A 20649-nucleotide genomic window follows, 5' to 3' on the forward strand; every position below is an offset into this window, starting at 1 on the left:
ACACGGTTCCCTAAGGTGCGGGCATGACCTCCGAGGCGTCCGGTTCCAGCGCAGGCCCCCTCCTCCTGACCCCCGCCCCGCCCACGGCGCACACCCTGCCCCGTCCGGCGAAGCGGGCGCTGCCGCTGGGGCTCGCGCTGGGGCTGGCCGTGGCGGCGCACGGGCTGACCCGGGGCGCGGGGCCGGCGGGGCTGAACCTGCCGCTGATCATCCTGCTGTTCTCGGGCGTGGCCCTGTGGGGGCTGCGGCGCCGACCCAGTGATCTGCCGTCCGCCGAGCCCTTTCCCCCCGCCACGCCCTCCCCCGAGGGGCTGCTGCTGCTGGGCACGGCGCTGGCCTTCGGGGTGGGCTTCACGCTGCGCGGCGTGCCGGAGACGCTGGGGTTCCTGAACGCGCTGGCGCTGGGGCTGTGCCTGCTGCTGGGCGCGGCCTTCCTGCGTTTTCCGGGGCTGAGCGGTGCGGGCGTGTGGGGCATGGTCGGCGCGACTCTGGGCGGCGCCTTGCGGCTGATCTACGGGCCGCTGGCCCTGCTGGAACGCTTTCCCTGGGCCCGCCTGCAAGTGGCGCGCGGCACCGGCCTGTCCCGCGCGGTGGTCGGGGCGGCGCTGACCCTGCCGGTGCTGCTGGTGTTCGGGGGGCTGCTGGGCCGCGCGGATCAGGGCTTCGGGCAGCTGCTGGCCGGGCTGCTGCACTGGCAGATGACGGGCCTGATCCAGCACACCTTCACCCTGGTCTGGTGGGCCGCGCTGATGGGCGGGCTGCTCTACCCCGCGCTGATGGCCCTGCGCCCCACGCCCTTCCCTCCGTCCGGCATCGTGCTGCCGCGCCTGGGGCTGATCGAGGTCGGGCTGCCGCTGGGCGCGCTCTCGGCCCTGTTCGTGGTGTTCGTGCTCACGCAGCTTCCCTATTTCCTGAGCGGCGGCACCCTGCCGGACGGCCTGACCTTTGCCGAATACATCCGCAAAGGCTTCGGCGAACTGATGACCGTGGCCTTCCTGAGCCTCATGCTGCTGTTGAGCGCCTTCGCCCTGACCCGCCCGGACGTGCGCGCGGGGCTGCCCTACCGCCTGCTGAATCTGGCCGTGCTGGCCCCGCTGGCGCTGGTGATCCTGAGCGCCGCCAACCGCTGGCAGCTCTACACCCAGGCCTACGGTCTGAGCGAGATCCGCGTGCTGGGCGCGGCCTTTCTGGTCTGGGTCGTGCTGGCGCTGGCGGGCCTGACCTGGGCGCTGTGGCGGGGCGAGGTGCGGCGCTTCGCCTTCCCCGCGCTGCTGCTGGGCTGCGCCACGCTGCTGGGCACCACGGCGCTTGACCCCGCTGCACTGATCGCCCGCGTGAACATCGCGCGGCAGACGGCCGGCACCACGAACGCCCTACGCTCGCAGCCCCAGAGGGCAGACGTCGCGGAACTCCTTAGGCTGGGGCCGGGTTCGGTGCCCATGATCGTGGCGAACCTGGACACGCTGGCCCGCGTCTGCGGCCCGGCCGAGGACTGCGCCGACCCCCGCGCCCGGCAGCGGGTGATCGACCAACTACACGACCGCTACGACGCCCCCCGCGATCCCCGCGTCTGGAACCTCGCCTATGCCCGCGCGCACTCGCTGGTACAGACGCTGCCGCCGCGCTCCCCGTCTGGAGACCGATCCAGCCACCCGTCCCTGGACTGACGGTTCACGCCCTCAATTCAGCGAGGTGGGCGCGACCTCCGCGCTCCGGCCCGCCAGCACCGTCCCGTCCGCAGGCCAGGGATCACGGCGCCAGGGGCTGTCGGCGTTCTCCAGTAGCCACTGAATCCCTTTGACATATCGCTTATTGCGCGCCCCATCCACCAGACCGCCCGACTTCCAGAACTCGGCCCCTGCCAGGAAGCTCTGGCCGTACAGCGCCCAGCCGGCGTTCTCCTCTCCGCTGGGCCGGGGAAAGCCGTCCAGAACCATCTGGCGGCACTGGTTCAGGATCTTCCAGCACTGCGCTTCACTCAGGTAGCCCAGCGCGCACGACTGCGCCGCCACGTCCACCGCCCGCGCCAGATCGAAGGCCAGGGCGCCGACCTCACCCACCTGGGCCTCCCACCGGCGCACCACGCCCGCTTCCCGCTTCAGCTCGGGCAGCGGCTCGCCGGCCAGCACCGCCGCGCGCACCAGCGCGTACTGGGAACGGTGGCCCCCGCCCAGCAGCCACGCCAGACTGGACATGGCCGAGGCGTGATCCATGATGTCCCAGCCCTCATCCAGCGACTCCCTCAGCTCCGATTCCTTGCCGGCGGGAGGCGTGAGCCGGTAGAACATCTCCAGTGGGCGGCCCATCTGCAGATCCTCGAAGATGTCCGTCCAGACCTCGGTAAAGGGCGCTCGCAGGTTCAGGGCGAAGCGGTCAGCGGGGCTCAGGGCCTGGGCCGCCGCCTCGACCGCCTCCTGGTGCTGCCGGGCCGCCTCTGCCGCCGCCGCGTCTTTCGCCGCCTTCTCCTGGGCCAGTTCCTCGCCCGCTTCCTTCAGGCCCTCGCGCCCGCCCTCGATCACCGCTTTGCCGATCCACCACAGCGCGGCCAGCCCGAGGCCCACCAGCAGGGGCAACACCAGATTCCAGAAGGACATGGTTCAGGCTAACAGGCCCAGGCGAGCGAAGCGGGCGAGGGTGAGGAGTGGCTGCAACGTTAAACGCCCTGCATTTGACGGCTGGGCTGTGGACGACCCCTCTGCTTCGCAGCTCTGCGAGTCCACCCCTCCGGGCCGCCTCACCCTTAAAAGAGAGAGGAGAAAAAGCGCGGCTGGCACGTCCTTCCTGGCTCCCTTCTAAGGGGAGCTGGCTGAGAAGCAGACTGGTTGGTACAGCTCCGAAGGAGAGGGGTCGCCCACAGCCCAGCCGCACACAGCAGTGCATTCGACTCTGCCCTGGCCTGCAGCTGTAGGCCATGCGCTCCCCTGTTCCGTCCCGTCCCTTACCCTGCGTCCATGACCTCAGCAACTTCCCCTATCCAGCGAATGCAGCAGGCGCTGGCCTCCACCGACTTGGGCGGCTGGCTGATCTACGATTTCCGGGGCCTGAACCCGCACGCCGCGACCGTGCTGGGGCTGCCCACGGGCGCCTTCCTAACCCGGCGGTTCTTCGTGTGGGTGCCGCGTGCGGGACAGGCGGTGGTGCTGCACAACCACATCGAGGGCGGCACCTGGCGCAGCATCACCCAGGGCTGGGACGCCGAGTTACGGCCCTTCGGCTCGCACGGCGAGCTGGACGCCGCGCTGGGCCGGGTGGTGGCCGGGCAGCGGCTGGCGATGGAGTATTCCCCGAACGGCGAGGTGCCCTACGTGAGCCGCGTGGACGCCGGGACGCTGGAGCGCGTGCGTGCGGCGGGGGCGGCAGAGATCGTGACCAGCGCCGATCTGCTGCAGGCCTTCCTGGTGTGGTCGCCCGAGGATCTGGCCGCGCACCGCCGCGCCGTGGACGTGCTGATGGCCGCCAAGGACGCCGCCTACGAGTTGATCCACGACCGCCTGAAGGCCGGGCGGCCGGTGACCGAACTCGACGCCCAGGCGGTGATCATGGAGCGTATCGCGGCCGCCGGCATGGACGCCGGGCACCCGGTCAACGTGAGCTTCGGCGTGAACGCGGCCGACAGCCATTACGAGCCGGGCGGCGAGCTGAACGCCACGCTCAGGGCGGGCGAGTGCGTGCTGATCGACCTGTGGGCGCAGGAGCCGGGCCGCCCCTTCGCCGACGTGACCTGGGTAGGCTTCGCTGGAGAGCCGGGCGCCGAATATCTGGACGCCTGGACGGCGGTGAGCCGGGCGCGCGACGCCGCGCTGGAACGCCTTCGCCGCATGCACGCGCAGGATGGCTGGGGCCGCATCCAGGGCTGGATGCTCGACCGGGCGGCCAGAGACACGATGGGCGACGAGTGGGGCCCCTACTTCCTGCACCGCACCGGCCACGACCTGGGCGTGCAGATCCACGGGGCGGGCGCCAACCTCGACGACTACGAGACCCACGACACCCGCGCCCTGACGCCCGGCCTGGGCGTGACCGTGGAGCCCGGCACCTACCCGGCCGCGCGGGGCTTCGGCATCCGCAGTGAAGTCAACATCTATCTGGCCCCGGGCGGCCCGGAGGTCACGACGCCGGTGCAGGCGCGGCCCTTCGTGCTGGGCAGCGGCGACTGGGCGCAGGTACGCCGCGCCGCGCTCGGGTCATAAGGCTTCCTGAAGCCCACTTGCGGCTAGGCTGTAGGCATGGCGAACCTCAGCTCCTCGATAGTCATGCTGACCGGCGCCGGTGGCGCCCTGGCGACCGCCATTGCCCAGGAACTCGACGACGCCGGCGCCCAGATGGTGCTCGTCGGGCGCGGCGAGGCCCTGGAGCGCGCCACCGACCGCTTCCCCGCCACCGAGGTGCTCGATCTCGACCTGACCAACCCCGCCAGCGTGGAGGAACTCCGCAAGGTCAAGGTGGACATCCTGGTGCACACGGTCGGCGCCTTCGCCATGCAGGACGCGCAGAAGGCCACCACCGACGACCTGCGGGCGATGTTCGACGCCAACATGCTCAGCCTGTTCCACGCGGTTCAGGGCGTGCTGCCGCACATGCTCAGGCGCAAGGACGGCCTGATCATGGGCGTCAGCGCCGGGCAGGCTGCCCGCATGAGCGGCCCCCGGGCGGCGCTGTACACGGCCAGCAAGGCGGCCGTCGCCGCCTACGTGCTCAGCCTGCACGACGAGCTGAAGGCCAAGGGCGTGCGCGGCTGCGTGCTGTACCCGATGGGCGCCATCGACACGCCCGCCAACCGCGACGCCGGCCTCAAGTGGGAAACCATGATCGACGCTCGCGGCCTCGCCAAATCGGTGGCCCATACCCTGACCCGCCCGGATCGCGCCCACATCACCGAGATCAAGGTGTTTCCGGACGAGGAAAAGTAGATGGATGATCGTTGATGGGTGATGGTCAAGGCTCTGTCCATCAACGATCAACTATTGACCATCAACGCCGCCGGAGGCGGCCCCCATGCCTGACCTCTCCACCCTCCTGACCTTCTCGGCCGCGGCGCTGGCGCTGCTGCTGGTGCCGGGGCCCAGCGTGCTGTACATCGTGGCGCGCAGTCTGCAGGGGGGGCGGCGCTCTGGGCTGGTCTCGGCGCTGGGGGTGCAGACGGGCGGACTGGTGCATGTGCTGGCGGCCACCGTGGGCGTCTCCGCGCTGGTGATGTCGTCGGCGCTGCTGTTCACGGCGCTGAAGGTCGTCGGGGCGGGGTACCTGATCTATCTGGGCGTCCGCACCCTGCTGGGCCGCGACGGGAGCGCCGAGCTGCCGACCCCGCCCGCGCAGCCGCTGGGGCGGGTGTTCCTGCAGGGCGCGCTGGTCAACGCCCTGAACCCCAAGACGGCGCTGTTCTTCCTGGCCTTCCTGCCGCAGTTCGTGAATCCGGCGCGTGGCCCGGTGGCCCCGCAGACCCTGGCGCTGGGGGCGCTGTTCCTGGCCCTGGCGACCCTCAGCGACGGTACCTACGCGCTGCTGGCGGGCAGCGTGGGCCGGCGGCTGCAGGGCAACCGGGTGTTTGCCCGACGCCAGAAGTACGTCACGGGCGGCGTCTACATCGCGCTGGGCGTGGGCACGGCCACGGTCGGGCACGGCTAGACGCGGGAGGGCCCCGGCCCTCACGCATCTGCGGCCCACCTGGGCCCCTCGCCGGTCTACGCTGGACTATGGACACGGACGTCATCGTGGTCGGCGCCGGCCTCGCGGGTCTGACCGCGGCCCGGCGGCTCTCCCAGGCGGGCCGGCGCGTGCGGGTGCTCGAGGCACGTGACCGGGTGGGCGGGCGCACGCACACCCTCCGGCTGCCGGTCACCGGCGTCAGCGTGGACGTGGGCGGGCAGTGGGTCGGGCCCAACCAGCCGAACATCATGGCCCTGCTGGGCGAGCTGGGCCTGGAGACCTTCCCCACCCATGACCAGGGGCAGAACCTGGCGCGGCTGGGCGGCCGGATGCTGAGGTACAGGGGGCTGATCCCGCCGCTGCCGGTGCCCGTGCTGGCCGACTACGCCCTGCTGGAGCGCCGCTTCCTGGCCCTCTCGCGCACCATTCCGCCAGGCGCCCCCTGGACGGCCCCCGGCGCCGCCGAACTGGACGCCCAGACCTTCGACACCTGGATCACCCGCCACGCCCGCACCGCGCAGACCCGCGCGCTGATGCGCCTGTACGCCGGAGCGGTCTTCAGCGCCGACCCCGCCGAGATGAGCCTGCTGCATGCGCTGACCTACACCGCGCATGGCGGCGGCATCAACGGGCACACCCTGGTTCGCGGCCACGCCCTGCAGGACCGCGTGCTGGGCGGCGCCCAGGCCATCGCCCAGCGCCTCGCGGACGGGCTGGAGGATGTGCGGCTGGAGAGCCCCGTGAGCCGCGTCGGGCAGGACGACTCCGGCGTGACCCTGCACACGCCGCAGGGCAGGCACCGCGCCGCGCACGCCATCCTGGCGGTGCCGCCGGCCCTGTGGTCGGGCGTGGCCTTTGAGCCTCCCCTGCCCGCCCGCCGCGCCCAGCTTCAGCAGCGCCTCCCAATGGGCGCCGTCATCAAATTCATGGCCGTATACGAGCGCCCCTTCTGGCGGAGCGCCGGCCTGAGCGGCCTGGCGATCAGCGACACCGGCCCGGTCACCGTGACCTTCGACAACTCGCCGCCCCAGGGCACGCCGGGCATCCTGCTGGGCTTCATCGAGGGTGGGCACGCCCGCGAGCTGATGGAGCTGGACGAGGAGGCCCGCCGGAAGGCCGCGCTGGACTCCCTGGCCCGGCTGTTCGGAGATCAGGCCCTGCGCCCGCTGGAGACCGTGCAGCGCGACTGGGCGGCCGAGGCCCACAGCGGCGGCTGTTACGGCGCCCTGTTCGGCCCCGGCGTCTGGACGGGCTACGGCCCGGCGCTGCGCGAAAGCGTGGGCCGGCTGCACTGGGCGGGCGCCGAGACCGCGCGGATCTGGATGAACTACATGGACGGCGCGGTGGAGAGCGGCGAGCGGGCCGCGCGGGAGGTGCTGGACAGGGAAGGATGATGGCCCTGGAGAGACCGACCTTCACCGTCCCAGAGGGTTCGCTTCCCTGAATCTGCCGACATCCACCCGGCTTCCGGATGCATAGGTTGACCCAGGCTGCATAGCGCGCTATATTTTCCCAATCACCGCCTGAGAGGGCGGATTTTTCTTAGCGTCCGAACGCATTCTTTCCACGGAGGCAGACATGGCCGCCCCGATCCCCCTGCGCTCGCCCGGCCGCCCGCTGCTAACCGCCCTGCTGACCGGCCTCGTGCTGACCCAGCTTGGCCTGCGGCTGTGGATCCGGCGCTGGCCCCGCCCCATTCCCTACGGCTGGGCGTGGCTGCTGGAAAACCCCTGGCGCCGCAGTTACCGCGACCCGGAGCGGCTGGCCGCCGCCTGCGCCCTGCGCGCAGGCGACGAGGTGCTGGAGGCCGGCTGCGGCTCGGGCCTGTTCACGCCCGCGCTGGCCGCCCACTGCGCCCACCTGAGCGCGCTGGACATCGAGCCGCGCTACCTGGCCCAGACGGCCCGGAAAACGGCCGGACTGGGCAACGTCACGCTGCTGCAGGGCGACCTGGCGGCGCTGCCCTGCCCCGACGCCAGCCTGGACGTGGTCGTGCTGATCTCGGTGCTGACCGAAGTGCCCCGGCCGGTGGACGCGCTGCGCGAATGCCGGCGGGTGCTGAGGCCCGGCGGTCGCGTGGTCATCGGGGAGGAGTTCTTCGGCCCGGAGTACGTGCGGGCCGGCACGGTGGAGCGCTGGGCGCGGGAGGCGGGGCTGCGGCCACTCGGCCGCCAGGGCAACCCCTGGGCGTACCTGCAGACCTACGCCGGGCCAGCCTGAGGCACTCGGGGGCCCGGTGCCCCGGTCAGGGCCCATCCAGCGCGCGCCGCAGCCAGGCGGCCCCCAGCCCCAGCGGCACGAAGACGACCACGCCCAGCAGGCGCTGCCACAGCCCGTCCTGCCCCGCGCGATCCACGGGCAGGATTCCCGACAGCACCGCGGCCAGGGCGACCAGGGCCAGCAGCGCGAGGATCAGAAACCAGCGCAGCGCGGCAGGTGCCGGCCGCCACAGCGCCCAGAGCAGCAGCGGCGGGGTCAGCAGCAGTCCGGGCGTGAAGGGGTTGCGGGCATGTCGGGGATCGGGCTGCGGAAACGTGCCGGCCCAGAGGTTCCCCAGGGCGCCCAGCACCAGGGCCACGACCAGCAGCGCGGTGGGCCAGATCCCCACCCGCAGGCGGCGCAGGGCCCCCGCGTAGCCGGCGGCGGCGCCCAGGCCCAGCAGGCCGCACAGCAGGGCCCCCGCGTTCAGCACCCCCGGCAGGCGCGACTGCGGCGAGCCCAGGTCGCTGGCGGTCGTGCCGACCAGACTGAATTCCGGGTAGAAGGGCGCGGCCAGCGCCTGCACACCGAAATACACCAGCGGCAGGGCGACCCCGGCGCCCAGGGCCTGCCGGACACGGCGAGTCTGCATGGTCTGAGCTTAGTCCCTGAACGCGCATCCTGGCCTCTGCCCAGCCCATTCTGCTCAGCCCAGCATCTCCATCTCGTCCAGCCCCGCCAGGAACTCTTTTTCGGGGAACTCGTCGCCATCGAAGGCCCGGTCGCCCTCCTGCGGCGACACACTCAGGCCCGCGAAGTCGTACAGCGCGCGGTCGAGCAGGTGGCTGAGGCTCACCTGGCCCAGCGCCCGCAGGATGTTCTGCAGACGGCCCGGATGCTCGCGCTCCCAGCCGCGCAGCATCTCGCCCACCACCTGACGCTGCAGGTTCGGCTGGGCGCCGCACAGGTCGCAGGGGATGATCGGGAACGCGCGGGCCTGGGCGTAGGCCACGATCTCGCTCTCGGGCACGTAGGCCAGCGGGCGGATCACCACGTGCCGGCCGTCGTCGGACTGCAGTTTGGGCGGCATGGCCTTCAGGCGGGCGCCGAAGAACAGGTTGAGGAAGAGCGTCTGCAGGATGTCCTCGCGGTGGTGCCCCAGCGCGATCCTGGTGGCCCCCAGGCGGGTGGCCTGCGCGTATAGGGCGCCCCGGCGCAGGCGGCTGCACAGCGTACAGGTGGTCTGGCCCGGCCTGGTCTTCGCCTTCACGACCGAGTAGGTGTCCTGCCGGATGGGTTCGAAACGCACCCCCAGCGCGTCCAGATACCCCGGCAGCACGTGGGCGGGGAAGCCCGGCTGCCCCTGATCCAGGTTGACCGCCACGATCCCGAAGTCGATGGGGGCCCTGCGCTGCAGGTGCAGCAGCACGTCCAGCAGCGTGTAGGAGTCCTTGCCGCCCGAGAGGCAGACCATCACGAGGTCGCCGTCCCCGATCATGCGGTAATCGGCGATGGCCTGCGCGGCGCCCTTCACGATGGGCCGCAGCAGGCGGGCGGGGTCGGCCGGGCGGGGTGGCGGAGTCGGGGCAGGCTGGGTCATGGTCAGGGGGCCAGGAACGTCGTCCCAGCGGGTCATTCTAACAGTTCCGTGTGAGTGGCCCGGCCCGCGTCATGCTTAGGGTGGACGCCCCGGCGCGCCCCGCCGCGCATACTCCGGCCTGACATGGCTGCTCCCCCCTGCCCCCCACCAGACCGTGTGCCCCGTCCGGGCAGCTCACATGGGACTGGGCTAGAGTGGGCCGGATGAGGACGGCAGGGAGATTCTTCACCGGACTGGGCGTGCTCCTGATGCTGGGGGCCGGTGGGGCGGGCGGCCTATGGTGGGCCTGGGGCCGCGACCTGCCCAGTGTGAGCGATCTGGACGTGCTGGAGTTCAGCGGTCAGACGCGCGTGTACGACCGCACGAACACCCTGGTCGGCACCCTGACCCCCAGCCTCAGCTCCTCGGGCAGCGTGAACCGCAACCTGCTGGGGCTGGGCAGCGTCAGCCCCTGGCTGCAGAAGGCGGTCGTGACCAGTGAAGACCGGCGCTTCTTCGAGCACCACGGCGTGGACTACATCGGGATCACGCGCGGGCTGCTCAAGGGGCTGCTGAAAAACGATCTGGAGGGCGGCTCCTCCATTACCCAGCAGGTCGTGAAGAACACCCTGCTGGCCGATCTGCAGGGCGCCCGCACCCCCGAGCGCAAGTTCAAGGAAGCGGTGCTGGCCTATCAGCTCGACCGCAACTTCGACAAGAACAAGATCCTGGGCGCCTACCTGAACGTCGTGTACTGGGGCGACGGCGGGCGCAGCGACATCATCGGCGCGGGCACGGCGGCGCACGCCTATTTCAGGAAGAACGCCGCCGACCTGAACCTCGCCGAGAGCGTGTATCTGGCGACCATCATCCCGGCGCCCAACCGGCGCTACAAGGACTTCAAGGCCTACCGCCCGCTGATGAAAGACCTGCTCGCGCGCATGGTCGAGGACGGCCGGGTCACGCAGGCCGAGGCGAACGCCGCCTGGAAGACCCCAATCTACCCGGCCGGCTGGCGCATCGGCTGGAACGACGACGGCACCCTGAGAACCGCCACGCTGGAGCGCCCGGAGCGCTTGCAGGAGAACATCAACACCTTCGAGGCCCGCAGCGCGCAGCGCTTTCCGTACCAGCACTACCTGCAGGCGGTCGAGAAGGAACTGCTGCCGGTCATCGGGCGCAGAGCGCTGTATGGGGGCGGCAAGGTCTTCACCGGGATGAGCGTGGCGGCCCAGGAGGCGGCCGAGAAGGCCAGCCTGAACGCCGAGTTGCCGGACGGCGCCACCCTGGGGATCGCGCTGGTGAGCCCGCAAAGCGGCGAGGTGCTGGCGCTGGTGGGCCAGAAGCTCACGGGCGGGCGCGCCAGCGACTGGAACAACGCCACCCAGGCGCGGCGGCAGGTCGGCAGTTCCATCAAGCCGCTGCTGTATACCCTGGCGCTGCAGAGGGGCTGGAAGCAGAGCGACACCGTGCTGGACTCGCCCCTGGTGGGCTCGGAGTACCAGCCCCAGAACTACGACGGGCGCTGGACTGGCCGGTACGTGACCATGCGCTATTCGCTGGACCACTCGCTGAACCTGCCCACCGTGCGGATCGGGCAGGAACTGGGGGTGCCCACCTTCGAGACCAAGCTGCGCGAGCTGGGCTTCACGCCCCCCGCCGAGGGCGGCCTGTCGCTGACCATCGGCACGCTGGAGGCCAGCCCGCTGCAGATGGCGGCCGCGTATGCCAGCTTCGCCAACGGCGGCCTCTACTACGCGCCCAGCCTGGTTCGCAAGGTCGAGGACGGGCGCGGTCAGGTGCTCTACACCCGCCCCGCCCCCACCCCCAAACGCGTCTGGGACGCGCAGACCGCCTGGCTGGGGCTGGACATGCTGCGCGGCGTGGTGAACGACCTGACCCCCGCCCAGGGCGGCCTGGCGACCCGCGCGCAGATTCCCGGCGTGGACGTGGGGGGCAAGACCGGCACCACCAACGACATCAAGGATCTGTGGTTCGCGGGGGTCACGCCGACGGTCGCGGGAGCCGTCTGGGTGGGCAAGCAGGCGGGCGGCCCGCTGCCCCAGTGGGCCTACTCCGGCGAGGTGCCCACGCCCATCTGGCAGCAGGCGGTCTCCGGCGCCCTGCAAGGTCAGCCCAGAGCGACCTTTCAGGAACCCCAGGGCATCACCTACCGGGTGGTGCGCCAGGTCAACATGGCCTTCCGCAGCGCCGAGGCCGACCAGGAACCCGTGGCCCGCGACGGCAGCGGCCAGGGCGGCGGGGGCTTCTTCAGCCGCCGCAACCGCGCGCCCGCCCCGGCGCCCCAGCCCGTGCCGGACTCAGGCCCGGCGAACTTGTCCGACACGCCCCCCGAGCAGGTCGGGGGGGTCACGGGGGCCGACGTCCCGGTGGAGCAGACCGGCGCCGACCAGACCGGGTCGGATCAGAGCGGTACAGATCAGACCGGTACAGACCCGGCGACCGACGCCACGGTTCCGGCGGTCGAGGAGCTTCCTGCGCCGCCCGAAGCGCTGCCCGCGGCCCCCGTGGACGCAGAGCCGCTGTCCCCCGTACAGGATCCGGCGACCGGCGATCCGCCCACCGAGGCCCTTCCGCCCACGCCCGCCGGCCCGCCGGACGGCCCCGAGGCGCCGCCCACCGATCCGGTGCTCACGCCGGAGCCCGATCCGGCCCCGGTGTCGCCGGAGCCCGCGCCGCTGGACAACGAGATTCCGCCGCTGAACTGAGGCGCGGCCCAGGACGCACAGCACGCCCGGTACACTGCTCCCATGACCCTGACCCTGTGGCTGCTCACCATGCTCGCGGCGGCGCTGGCCCTGGGCGGCGGCCTGCTGCTGGGCCGGTCGCTGATGGGCCAGCGGGGAAGCGGGTCGCCCTCGGCCCCGCCCATCTCCGGCCTCTCGGTGCCCGGCATGGTCGCGGAGGCGCTGAGCGTGGGCCTGCTGATCTGGCTGGTGGTGCTGGGCGCCCCGCTGTATGCCCTGCTGGTGGTGCTGGCGGCGGGCATGGTGGGCACGGGCCTGACGCTGCTGCGGGTGCTGGGGCGCTGAAGATGGGGCTATGAGCTATGAGCCATGAGCCATGAGCATTCAACCCATAGCCCACAGCTCATACGGGATTAAGATGAGTTGCAAGCATGGACACGCTGCCACTGCACCCGTACCGAACCGTCACGGAACTTGAAGCGTCGTATCGATCGGCCCACCGTCCGGTCGAACGCTCCCGCTGGCACATCCTGTGGCTTAAAGCCAAAGGGTATCCCCCGCGCCAGATCGCTGATGCCACGGGGTACAACCGCAACACCATCAGCACCCTGGTGCGCCGATACAACCAGCACGGCCCTGAGGCGGTGCGCGACAAACGTCAGGACAACCACTCCGACCCCGCCCTGACCCCCGATCAGCAGCGGCAGCTCTCGGAGGCGCTGATGGAGACCCCGCCCAGGGGCGGGGTGTGGACGAGCGGCACCGCCCAGGCGTACATCTACGAGCACTTTGCGGTGGCGATCACCGAGGTGTGTGCGTGGGGGTATCTCAAACGCCTGGGGTTCAGTGTGCAGCTGCCACGTCCCCGTCACCATCTGGCGGCCGATCCAGACGTGCAGGCGGCGTTCAAAAAAAAGTAGCCCAAACATTGCGCACGGCGCAGGCAGCGTACCCGCACCAGCGGGTACGCCTGTTTGTTCAGGACGAAGGCCGCGCTGGGCTCAAACCTGTGCTCATGCGGGTGTGGGCCAAGGTCGGCCAGCGACCCATCGCGGTGCAGCATCGGGGGTTCCAGTGGCTCTACGTCTATGTCTTCGTGGAACCGGTCACCGGCACGAGTGACTTCTTGATCCTGCCGACAGTGAGCACGGCGGTCATGCAGGTGGCCCTGGCGGCCTTCAACGATGCGGTGAATCCGACTGGGCGGGACATCATCGTGCTGTTGCTGGATGGTGCGGGCTGGCACACCAGCCCGCAGCTGACCGTGCCCCCCACGATGCTGCTGGTCACGTTTCCCCCCTACACCCCGGAGCTGTCCCCAGCAGAACCGCTGGTCGGTCGAGTCAAGCGTCCCCTGGCGAACCGAACCTTCACGACCCTGGATGACGTGCAAGACGTCTTGAGCCACGAGTGCCAGCGCTTGATGGCGTCACCGTCCGAAGTGCAGTCGCTGACCGCTTTCCCCTGGATACGCCATGCCCTGAATTCATGTTAGTCCGGTATCATAGCCCTTCGTCTCAGTCCCGGCGGGGGGGCCGGCCGCCCCGGTCGCCGCCGGAACGGGGCTCGCGCGGCGCCCGCGGAGCGATCTTGCCCTCCAGCTCGGGGCGCACGAGGTCGATCTTGCCCCGGTCGTCGATCCCGGCGATCTTCACGCGCAGCCGGTCGCCCACGTTCATGACGTCCTCGACGGCGTTCACGCGTTCCTCGGACATCTGCGAGATGTGCAGCATCCCGTCCTGACCGGGGAACAGGTTGACGAAGGCGCCGAAGGGCGCGGTCTTGACCACCGTGCCGTCGAACTCCTCGCCCACCTGGGCTGAGCGGGTCAGCCCCTCGATCTTCGCCTTCACGGCCTCGGCCGACGACGCCTCGGCGCTGAAGATCCGCACCGTGCCGTCCTCCTCCACCGTGATCTGGGCGCCCATGGCCTCCAGCTCGCGGATCTGCTTGCCGCCGGGCCCGATGACCTTGCCGATCAGCTCGGGGTTGATCTTGAGGCTCACGATGCGCGGCGCGGTGGGCGAGAGTTCGGGGCGCGGGGCCGCGAGCACCTCGGCCATCTTGCCAAGGATGTGCAGGCGGCCGTCGCGGGCCTGGGCCAGCGCCTCGCGCATGATCTGGGGGGTGATGCCGCCGACCTTGATGTCCATCTGCAGGGCGGTGACGCCCTCGGCAGTGCCGCAGACCTTGAAGTCCATGTCGCCCAGCGCGTCCTCGGAACCCAGGATGTCGGTCAGCACGCGGTACTTCTCGCCTTCCATGACCAGGCCCATCGCCACGCCCGCCACCGGCGCCTTGATCGGCACGCCCGCGTCCATTAGAGCCAGCGTGCCGGCGCAGACGGTCGCCATGCTCGAGGAGCCGTTGGATTCCAGCACCTCGCCCACGATGCGGATCACGTAGGGGAACTCCTCGAAGGAGGGCAGCACCGCGCGGATGGCCCGCTTGGCGAGGTTGCCGTGGCCGATCTCGCGGCGCGACTGGCCGCCCATGCGCTTGACCTCGCCCGTGGAGTACGGCGGGAAGTTGTAGTGCAGCATGAACTTGTCGTTGTCTTCCACGGTCAGGTCGTCGACCATGATCTCGTCGCGCTCGGTGCCCAGCGTCGCCACGCCCAGCACCTGGGTCTCGCCGCGCGTGAAGATGGCGCTGCCGTGCGCGCGGGGCAGGGGCCGCGCCTCGATCCAGATGGGGCGCACGGTCTTGGAGTTGCGGCCGTCGGCGCGCAGGTCGTCTTCCACGATCAATCGGCGCAGCTCCTGCTTCTCGACCTTGTAGAAGGCGTTTTTCAGCGCGGTGATGCGCTCCTTGGCGCCCTCGGCGGCGGGGTCGGGTTCGTAGCCGGCGATGATGGCGTCGCGCAGGGCCTTGGTGCGGGCCGAGCGGTCTTTCTTGCCGGCGGTCAGCAGGGCGTCTTTCAGGCCGCCCGCCAGCGCCTTCTCGGCCAGCTCGGGCACGATGTCGGTGCTCAGATCGGCATCGGCCAGAGCCAGATGGTTGAACTTCTCCTGGCCCAGTTCGGCGCGCATGGTCTCGATCAGCGAGATCACGCCCTGCATGCCGGCGTGCGCGAACTCGATGGCGCCGACCAGATCCTCCTCGGAGACGCTCTGGGCGCCGGCCTCCACCATCATCACGGCGTCCTTCGTGCCCGCCACGACCAGATCCATGCGGCTGCGCGAGAGCTGCTCCACGGTGGGGTTGAGCACGTACTGGCCGTCAAGCTGGGCCACGCGCACGCAGGCGGTCGGGCCGCCCCAGGGGATGTCGGAGATACTCAGGGCCGCCGAGGCGCCGATCGGCCCCAGGACGTCCGGCAGGTTCTGCTGATCGGCGCTGATGACCGTGATGATGACCTGCGTTTCCTGGCGGTAGCCCTTGGGGAACAGCGGGCGGATCTGGCGATCCGTGATGCGCGCGCCCAGGATGGCCTTCTCGCCGGGGCGGCCCTCGCGGCGGTGGAAGGAGCCGGGGATTTTCCCGACGGCGTAGTGGCGTTCCTCGAATTCCACGGTCAGCGGCAGGAAGTCCAGCGAGGAGCGTTCCTCACGGGCCTGCGCGGTGACCAGCAGCATGGTGTCGCCGTAGCGCAGGGTCACGGAGCCAGCCACCAGCTTGGCCAGTTTGCCCGTCTCGATGCTCAGTTCCCGGTCGCCAAGCATCGTGGTGTACGTTTTTCCAATCATGAGTACGAGTCTATCCCGCAGGCCCGGGGAAACACGGTGAGCGATATGGCGCTGCGGCGGGGAGGCGTGAGGTCGAGGGAGTTGCCGGGAGCGTTTGAGCGGCGGACGACCCCTCTGCTCCGCAGCTGTACCAGCCGGTCACCTTCGGTGCCAACTCCCCTTAGAACGTCTGATGTGAAATGAGAAGAAGCGGCAACGGACACGGGATGAGAAATGAGCGTCCAGTACGAGGGCGAGCTGCGCCCGCCACCCCCCTCTGCTTCGCAGCTGTTCAAGTCCCCAACCCTCTCTGCGAGCTGTCCCAGTCCCCCACACGGAGGGAGGGAGAAAAGGCGGTGATCAGGACGACTCCGTTCGCATTTCACATCGAGCGTTGAGAAGGGAGCCAAGGAAAGACTGAACATCACGCGGTTTCCTGGCTCCCCCCAACTCGTAGAGCCCTGAGGGAGGGGAGCTGGCACCGAAGGTGACTGGCTGGTACAGCTGCGAAGCAGAGGAGTCGCCCACAGCGCCATCAAACACCCCACCCCACACACTCCGCCATACCTCTCTCTCACCCCGCCAATACCCCATGCAGCACGGCGCGCACCACGCCCGGCTGCTCCACGTCGCCGTGGTTCGGGATCATGTCGGCGTGCAGGTTGTAGATCCGGCCGGGCCTGAAGTCCAGGGGCGTGTCGTTCCCCAGCGTCATCTCCACCGCGCCGGCGTTCAGCGCGCCGTTGGAGCCGATGGCGCCGTACAGGTCGCTCCGGTCACCGATGGCCGAGGCGTTCTGCCCCGCCAGCGCCGAGGCGACCGCGTAGGCCAGCCCCACCGCGAGGTCGTTTTTCGTATGCGTGACCAGCAGCGGCCCGCTGATCCGCGCCTGGGTCACGACCGGGCGGAAGTAGCCCTCAGGGGCCGGTGGGCGCGCCTCACCGAAACCGTAGTGCGAGAAGGCGGCCTGCAGCAGATGCAGCGAATCGATGGGCAGGGGCGGGTCGCCGTCGGGGCCACGCGCGGCAGCGCTGATCAGGCGGCCGCCGAAGGAGTGGCCGATCAGGTGCAGCCGCAGCGTGGGGCGAACCGCGCGCAGGTCGCGCAGCAGGCCGCGTGCGCCGGTCTGGCCGATCTGCCCGGCACGGTCTTTCATCTCGTAGTAGGTGGTCAGGTTCAGCAGGTTGCGGAAGACCTGCAGCGGCCCGTTGAACAGCGTGCCCGCCGCGTGTCCCTGCACGTCCCCGGCGACCACGCCCCGCACCGGGGTACTCAGGCGATCCTTGACCCGGCTGTCTTTCAGGTTCTTGTCGGGGATGCCCGGTTCCTGGTGCTGCGTGGCGCTGGCGTGGAGCTGGGCCTGGATCGCCTTCAGGAAGCTGCGGCGCACGCTGCCCCGGTCTTCCAGCACGGCCAGGTTGCGGCGCAGCTCCTCCAGCGCGGCCGGGATGGGGCTGTCCGGAGCATCGGCGAAGAGCGCCTGGGCGGCCTCCAGCTCCTCTTTCAGCAGCGGGCGCAGGTCGGCGCTGGCGGCCCCGCCGGGAATCTGCAGGGCGTCGGCGAAGCGCATGGAGGGCCACACGATCCCCACCACGCCCAGCCGCCGGCCCTGGAAGCCGGGGCGCAGTTCGCCGTCCAGCAGCGGGCGGGCGACCTTCAGGAAGTGGGTGTAGCGTTCCAGGGCCGAGTCGATGGTGGAGTTCCAGCCGTGCACCAGCACCAGCAGGTCGCTCAGGTCGTGGGCGAGCACCTGATCCTGGGCGGCCTGTACCTCGGCCCGCGCGACGGGGGCGCCCCGCCGGTCGAACTGCACGGTCTGGTAGGGAAAGCCGGCGATCTGCATGTGTCCCCCCTGCTGGCTGTGCTCCGATCTTCTCAGACCGACTGGATGGCGCGCATCACGTCCACCATGCCCTTGCCCTGGAAGTCGCGGTGGCGCCCCAGGTCGGTGGCGGTGTCCATCAGGATGCGCTTGACCGCGTCGGGCCGCCCGATGTACTCGCGCTGCACCGACAGGAAGGCGGCAATGGCCCCGGAGACGTGCGGGGTCGCCATGGAGGTACCGCTGTCCTCGGCGTAGTCGGCGTCGGCACCCTTGTCGCGCATGGTCTGTCGCTTCTGGCCCGCCGCGCACGATAGGATGCGCTCGCCCGGCGCGACCAGATCGGGCTTGAGGCGCCCGTCGCCGGTTGGGCCCTTCGAGGAGAAGTACGACACGCCGTAGGTGTGCGGGGACTCGCGGTGCGCCGCGCCCACGGTGATCGCCAGCTCGGCGTTGCCCGGGTCGTTGATGGTCAGGGCCAGACTGGTCGACACCGGGCCGAGCAGCTTGCTGGCGATGGTGCCGTAACCCGAGTTGCCGGCCGCCACCACCACCACGACCCCCGAGCGCACCAGCCGGTCGACCTCTATGCACACCGGGCTCTGCCCGCAGGCGAACCATTCGGGGTCGAAGGGATAGCCGATGGAGATGTTGACCCCGTGGATCTGCAGCAGCTTGCCGTAGCCGTTGCGTTCCTGCACGTCCGCGATGGCGGCCATCAGGTTGCTGACCTCGCCGTCGCCGCCCGCGTCGAGCACCTTGTAACTGACCAGCTTCGTGCGCGGGGCGATGCCGCTGATGCGCTCCAGCGAGAGCGGCCGGTACTTGAGGTCCTCGTCCTCGTGGCCCTCGCGGTAGGCGACGCGGGCCACGAAGGGGCGCTGGCACGGCTGACCCCGGCCGGCGCGCGGCGGGGGCACGTCGGGCACCCATTCCCCGGCGATCACGCCCGCCACGTGTGTGCCGTGGCCGCACTCGTCGGTCAGCGGCTGGTCGTCGCCGTCGAGCAGGCTCACGTGCTCCAGCGGCGCGACCTCCAGCGTGTGCCAGCGCGCAAAATGCGGGTGGTCGCCCTGGATGCCGGAGTCCATGACCGCCCAGACGATGTCCTGCCCCGCCGCCGCGAAGGCCACCCGCGCCGCCTCGGCCTTGATGGTCGCGCCCGTGCGGTGCAGCCCGGCCCTGATCCGGAAATCCGGCCAGATGCGGTGGATGAGCCTTCCCGCCTGCGTGCCCTCCACGCTGCCCGGAGCCCCTGCGGTCTCGGGCACCTGACCCAGATCGAGCTTCACGAGCTGCCGCAGCTCCGCCTCGGTCATCCGGGCGAACACGTACTGCGGCATCCGCCGGGCCTTCTTGCGGTTGACCTGCACACCGGGCAGATGGGACTCGATCAGCGCGGTGAGCTGGTCGTTGGTGTCCTGCACCATGCCCGCGTGCGAGAGGTTCAGGTCGATGATGACCGGGAAGGCCTGGGTGCGGCCGGCGGCGCGGTCGCGGGCCAGCTGATCGGCCAGGGCGGTGGAGATCACCGAGCGGTCGAGCACCTCCTGAGGAGAGACGCGCTCCGGGCCCCGGCGTCCCTCTGCGGCGCCGGCCGGCTCCGGCCGCGCCTCGGGCGGTGGCTGAGGCTGGGGCTGAGCCTCGCTCTCGAGGGCGGCCCTGGTTCGGGGCGGCGCCTGGGCCGTAGGTTCTGTGGGCGCACCCCCAGCCTCAGCCACCACCTCCCGGAGCTCGTCCAGGATGGCCCGGCGCCGCACGATCCGCTCGGCCAGCGCCCTGAGCAGCGCCGGATTCTCCGCCAGTCGCTCGACCAGCGCGTCCAATACCTCGTCCTGCAGCCGTTCCTCGTGCGCTTCGTCTGCCATGTTCCCCCCCGGGACTGGTGAGCCGAGCCAGATGAGCCGTGAACGCGAACGGGCTTCAGTGTACAGGCGCGGCCAGACGCCCAGTGACACACCTGCCGGCGCCCGGCGCCCGTCATCCGTGGCCGAGGCTGTGCGCTCCGCCGGGCAGACCCTAGCGCAGCCGCACGTCCCCGAAGCTCTCCAGGCGGCGCCGCACAGGCAAGGTTTCCAGTGTGCCCACCTCTCCCCTGTCCACCTGCGCCGCCCCCACCCCTGGCGCGAAGGTCACGCCCGTCAGGCCGCTGATCTCCTCCAGTCCTACCTGATAGACCTCGAAGCCGCCGAAATTCAGATCCTCCTCGGCCAGAGCCTCGTCGCGCAGCCCGCGCCGGGCGATGGCCGCGCTCTGATCCAGCAGGAAGGCGTAGCTCCGCAGCGTTTCGCCCTCGGCCACCACCACGACCTTCCAGAACTTCAGCGGGTACTGGACAGGGCCGGCACCGAAGTCTCCGCTGGGATCGCTCCCTGCCAGCACCGGCCCGGCATACAGGCAGGCCCGCGCCCCGGCGGCGCCCAGCGCGCCGACGAGCTGGTCTTCCAGCCCGCCCCACAGCCCGCCCGCCCGCGACTGGTTGAAGTCGGCGTGCTGCGGGGTGGCGTTCGTCCAGTGGAAGGTATCGGCGTTGGCGTACTCCAGCTCCGTCAACGTCTCGCCCCAGGCGTTGTCGTTGCGGCGCACCACGTGCCCGCGGTCGAACAGGGTATCGGCGTAGATGTCGGCGTCGCGCAGCAGGGCTTCCGGGGGCAGGCGAGGGTCGCTTCGCCACTCGTCGCGCCCCAGGGTCTGGCGGTCGGGATTCCCGAAGCGCCGCTGGGGGGTGTAGTCCACGTTCACCGCCGACCACAGCTGCGAGCGCCGGGCCGCGTGCACCAGCAGGCTGAAATGGTGGTACTGCAGTTCCAGGGGAGCGCCGTCCGCCCCCAGCACGAGGTCGGCGGCCCGCTGCGGCGTCACGCCCGGCAGGGGCACGGTGAACCCCGGCAGGAAGTCCGGCCGGTAGCCGGGGCGCCCCGCGTAATCGGGGTCGAAGCGGAGGGCCATGCGGCGGACGGGGCGGGAGTCGGACATGGGGCCTCCGGGGCGGCGGGCGGCGTGGCGGCATGAGGGTGAAGCTTCCTG

At 70.7% G+C, this 20649-nt stretch carries 17 protein-coding genes; 10 read left to right on the forward strand and 7 right to left on the reverse strand.

The annotated features are described in order from the left end of the window. Positions 1-23: 23 nt before the first annotated feature. On the forward strand, positions 24-1667 hold the full coding sequence (locus CVO96_RS05725; RefSeq protein WP_103311317.1) for a DUF4153 domain-containing protein: 1644 nt from the start codon (positions 24-26) through the stop codon (positions 1665-1667). Positions 1668-1679: 12 nt separating this feature from the next. On the opposite strand, the gene CVO96_RS05730 is transcribed toward CVO96_RS05725, so the two are convergent. Then, the gene (locus CVO96_RS05730; RefSeq protein ID WP_103311319.1) at positions 1680-2594 is read right to left on the reverse strand and encodes a DUF1266 domain-containing protein; all 915 of its coding nucleotides are present in this window, start codon (positions 2592-2594) and stop codon (positions 1680-1682) included. Between the two features lie 357 nt (positions 2595-2951). Between CVO96_RS05730 and CVO96_RS05735 the strand changes: the two genes are divergently transcribed. The 5 genes from CVO96_RS05735 (at position 2952) to CVO96_RS05755 (ending at position 7866) form a co-directional block, all read left to right on the forward strand. Then, positions 2952-4190 carry a M24 family metallopeptidase gene (locus CVO96_RS05735; RefSeq protein ID WP_243398180.1) on the forward strand — a complete coding sequence of 413 codons (1239 nt, stop codon included), beginning with the start codon at positions 2952-2954 and terminating at the stop codon, positions 4188-4190. A 36-nt stretch (positions 4191-4226) separates the two neighbouring features. Continuing rightward, on the forward strand, positions 4227-4910 hold the full coding sequence (locus CVO96_RS05740) for an SDR family oxidoreductase (protein ID WP_103311322.1): 684 nt from the start codon (positions 4227-4229) through the stop codon (positions 4908-4910). 85 nt (positions 4911-4995) lie between these two features. Next, a complete protein-coding gene (locus tag CVO96_RS05745; protein WP_103311324.1) occupies positions 4996-5625 on the forward strand; it encodes a LysE family translocator in 630 nt (209 codons plus the stop codon). Positions 5626-5693: 68 nt separating this feature from the next. Further along, positions 5694-7040: a flavin monoamine oxidase family protein gene (locus tag CVO96_RS05750; protein WP_103311326.1), complete on the forward strand. Its 1347-nt coding sequence runs from the start codon at positions 5694-5696 to the stop codon at positions 7038-7040. A 184-nt stretch (positions 7041-7224) separates the two neighbouring features. Continuing rightward, positions 7225-7866: a class I SAM-dependent methyltransferase gene (locus CVO96_RS05755; RefSeq protein WP_103311328.1), complete on the forward strand. Its 642-nt coding sequence runs from the start codon at positions 7225-7227 to the stop codon at positions 7864-7866. Between the two features lie 25 nt (positions 7867-7891). Here CVO96_RS05755 and CVO96_RS05760 read toward each other — a convergent pair whose 3' ends face one another. Both CVO96_RS05760 and ttcA read right to left on the reverse strand, forming a co-directional pair. Further along, the gene (locus tag CVO96_RS05760) at positions 7892-8497 is read right to left on the reverse strand and encodes a DUF998 domain-containing protein (protein WP_103311330.1); all 606 of its coding nucleotides are present in this window, start codon (positions 8495-8497) and stop codon (positions 7892-7894) included. A gap of 54 nt (positions 8498-8551) precedes the next feature. After that, entirely contained in the window at positions 8552-9445 is an 894-nt protein-coding gene (ttcA, locus tag CVO96_RS05765) for a tRNA 2-thiocytidine(32) synthetase TtcA (RefSeq protein ID WP_103313319.1), read from the reverse strand. Between the two features lie 203 nt (positions 9446-9648). On the opposite strand from ttcA, the gene CVO96_RS05770 reads away from it, so the two are divergent. The 4 genes from CVO96_RS05770 to CVO96_RS05785 all read left to right on the forward strand — a co-directional run bounded on the left by CVO96_RS05770 (position 9649) and on the right by CVO96_RS05785 (position 13627). Next, a complete protein-coding gene (locus CVO96_RS05770) occupies positions 9649-12153 on the forward strand; it encodes a transglycosylase domain-containing protein (RefSeq protein WP_103311332.1) in 2505 nt (834 codons plus the stop codon). Between the two features lie 42 nt (positions 12154-12195). Continuing rightward, positions 12196-12477 carry a hypothetical protein gene (locus CVO96_RS05775; protein ID WP_103311334.1) on the forward strand — a complete coding sequence of 94 codons (282 nt, stop codon included), beginning with the start codon at positions 12196-12198 and terminating at the stop codon, positions 12475-12477. Positions 12478-12563: 86 nt separating this feature from the next. Next, on the forward strand, positions 12564-13052 hold the full coding sequence (locus CVO96_RS05780) for a winged helix-turn-helix domain-containing protein (protein WP_103310445.1): 489 nt from the start codon (positions 12564-12566) through the stop codon (positions 13050-13052). Continuing rightward, complete coding sequence (locus CVO96_RS05785; protein WP_279326991.1) at positions 12950-13627, forward strand: transposase; 678 nt, start codon at positions 12950-12952, stop codon at positions 13625-13627. Before CVO96_RS05780 ends, CVO96_RS05785 begins: the two co-directional genes overlap by 103 nt. 22 nt (positions 13628-13649) lie before the next feature. Here the strand turns inward: CVO96_RS05785 and pnp are convergent, their stop codons facing one another. From pnp to CVO96_RS05805, 4 genes are all read right to left on the reverse strand, one after another. Then, entirely contained in the window at positions 13650-15821 is a 2172-nt protein-coding gene (pnp, locus tag CVO96_RS05790) for a polyribonucleotide nucleotidyltransferase (protein WP_103311337.1), read from the reverse strand. A 553-nt stretch (positions 15822-16374) separates the two neighbouring features. Beyond that, complete coding sequence (locus CVO96_RS05795) at positions 16375-17643, reverse strand: alpha/beta fold hydrolase (protein ID WP_103311340.1); 1269 nt, start codon at positions 17641-17643, stop codon at positions 16375-16377. Between the two features lie 32 nt (positions 17644-17675). Continuing rightward, positions 17676-19490, reverse strand: coding sequence for a S8 family peptidase (locus CVO96_RS05800; protein WP_103311342.1), 1815 nt, complete (start codon positions 19488-19490; stop codon positions 17676-17678). Positions 19491-19641: 151 nt separating this feature from the next. After that, positions 19642-20598, reverse strand: a complete 957-nt coding sequence (locus CVO96_RS05805) for a DNA/RNA non-specific endonuclease (protein ID WP_103311344.1) — start codon at positions 20596-20598, stop codon at positions 19642-19644. Between the last annotated feature and the right edge of the window lie 51 nt (positions 20599-20649).

The organism is Deinococcus koreensis (assembly GCF_002901445.1).
GTDB lineage: Bacteria > Deinococcota > Deinococci > Deinococcales > Deinococcaceae > Deinococcus > Deinococcus koreensis.

Excerpts from the sequence above, each read along its gene's own strand:
- CVO96_RS05780 (WP_103310445.1), top strand. The coding sequence starts at position 12,564 with ATGGACACGCTGCCACTGCACCCGTACCGAACCGTCACGGAACTTGAA.
- CVO96_RS05805 (WP_103311344.1), bottom strand. The coding sequence starts at position 20,598 with ATGTCCGACTCCCGCCCCGTCCGCCGCATGGCCCTCCGCTTCGACCCC.
- CVO96_RS05730 (WP_103311319.1), bottom strand. The coding sequence starts at position 2,594 with ATGTCCTTCTGGAATCTGGTGTTGCCCCTGCTGGTGGGCCTCGGGCTG.
- CVO96_RS05770 (WP_103311332.1), top strand. The coding sequence starts at position 9,649 with ATGAGGACGGCAGGGAGATTCTTCACCGGACTGGGCGTGCTCCTGATG.
- CVO96_RS05750 (WP_103311326.1), top strand. The coding sequence starts at position 5,694 with ATGGACACGGACGTCATCGTGGTCGGCGCCGGCCTCGCGGGTCTGACC.
- CVO96_RS05745 (WP_103311324.1), top strand. The coding sequence starts at position 4,996 with ATGCCTGACCTCTCCACCCTCCTGACCTTCTCGGCCGCGGCGCTGGCG.
- CVO96_RS05800 (WP_103311342.1), bottom strand. The coding sequence starts at position 19,490 with ATGGCAGACGAAGCGCACGAGGAACGGCTGCAGGACGAGGTATTGGAC.
- CVO96_RS05740 (WP_103311322.1), top strand. The coding sequence starts at position 4,227 with ATGGCGAACCTCAGCTCCTCGATAGTCATGCTGACCGGCGCCGGTGGC.
- CVO96_RS05735 (WP_243398180.1), top strand. The coding sequence starts at position 2,952 with ATGACCTCAGCAACTTCCCCTATCCAGCGAATGCAGCAGGCGCTGGCC.
- CVO96_RS05760 (WP_103311330.1), bottom strand. The coding sequence starts at position 8,497 with ATGCAGACTCGCCGTGTCCGGCAGGCCCTGGGCGCCGGGGTCGCCCTG.
- CVO96_RS05775 (WP_103311334.1), top strand. The coding sequence starts at position 12,196 with ATGACCCTGACCCTGTGGCTGCTCACCATGCTCGCGGCGGCGCTGGCC.
- CVO96_RS05755 (WP_103311328.1), top strand. The coding sequence starts at position 7,225 with ATGGCCGCCCCGATCCCCCTGCGCTCGCCCGGCCGCCCGCTGCTAACC.
- ttcA (WP_103313319.1), bottom strand. The coding sequence starts at position 9,445 with ATGACCCAGCCTGCCCCGACTCCGCCACCCCGCCCGGCCGACCCCGCC.
- CVO96_RS05725 (WP_103311317.1), top strand. The coding sequence starts at position 24 with ATGACCTCCGAGGCGTCCGGTTCCAGCGCAGGCCCCCTCCTCCTGACC.
- pnp (WP_103311337.1), bottom strand. The coding sequence starts at position 15,821 with ATGATTGGAAAAACGTACACCACGATGCTTGGCGACCGGGAACTGAGC.
- CVO96_RS05795 (WP_103311340.1), bottom strand. The coding sequence starts at position 17,643 with ATGCAGATCGCCGGCTTTCCCTACCAGACCGTGCAGTTCGACCGGCGG.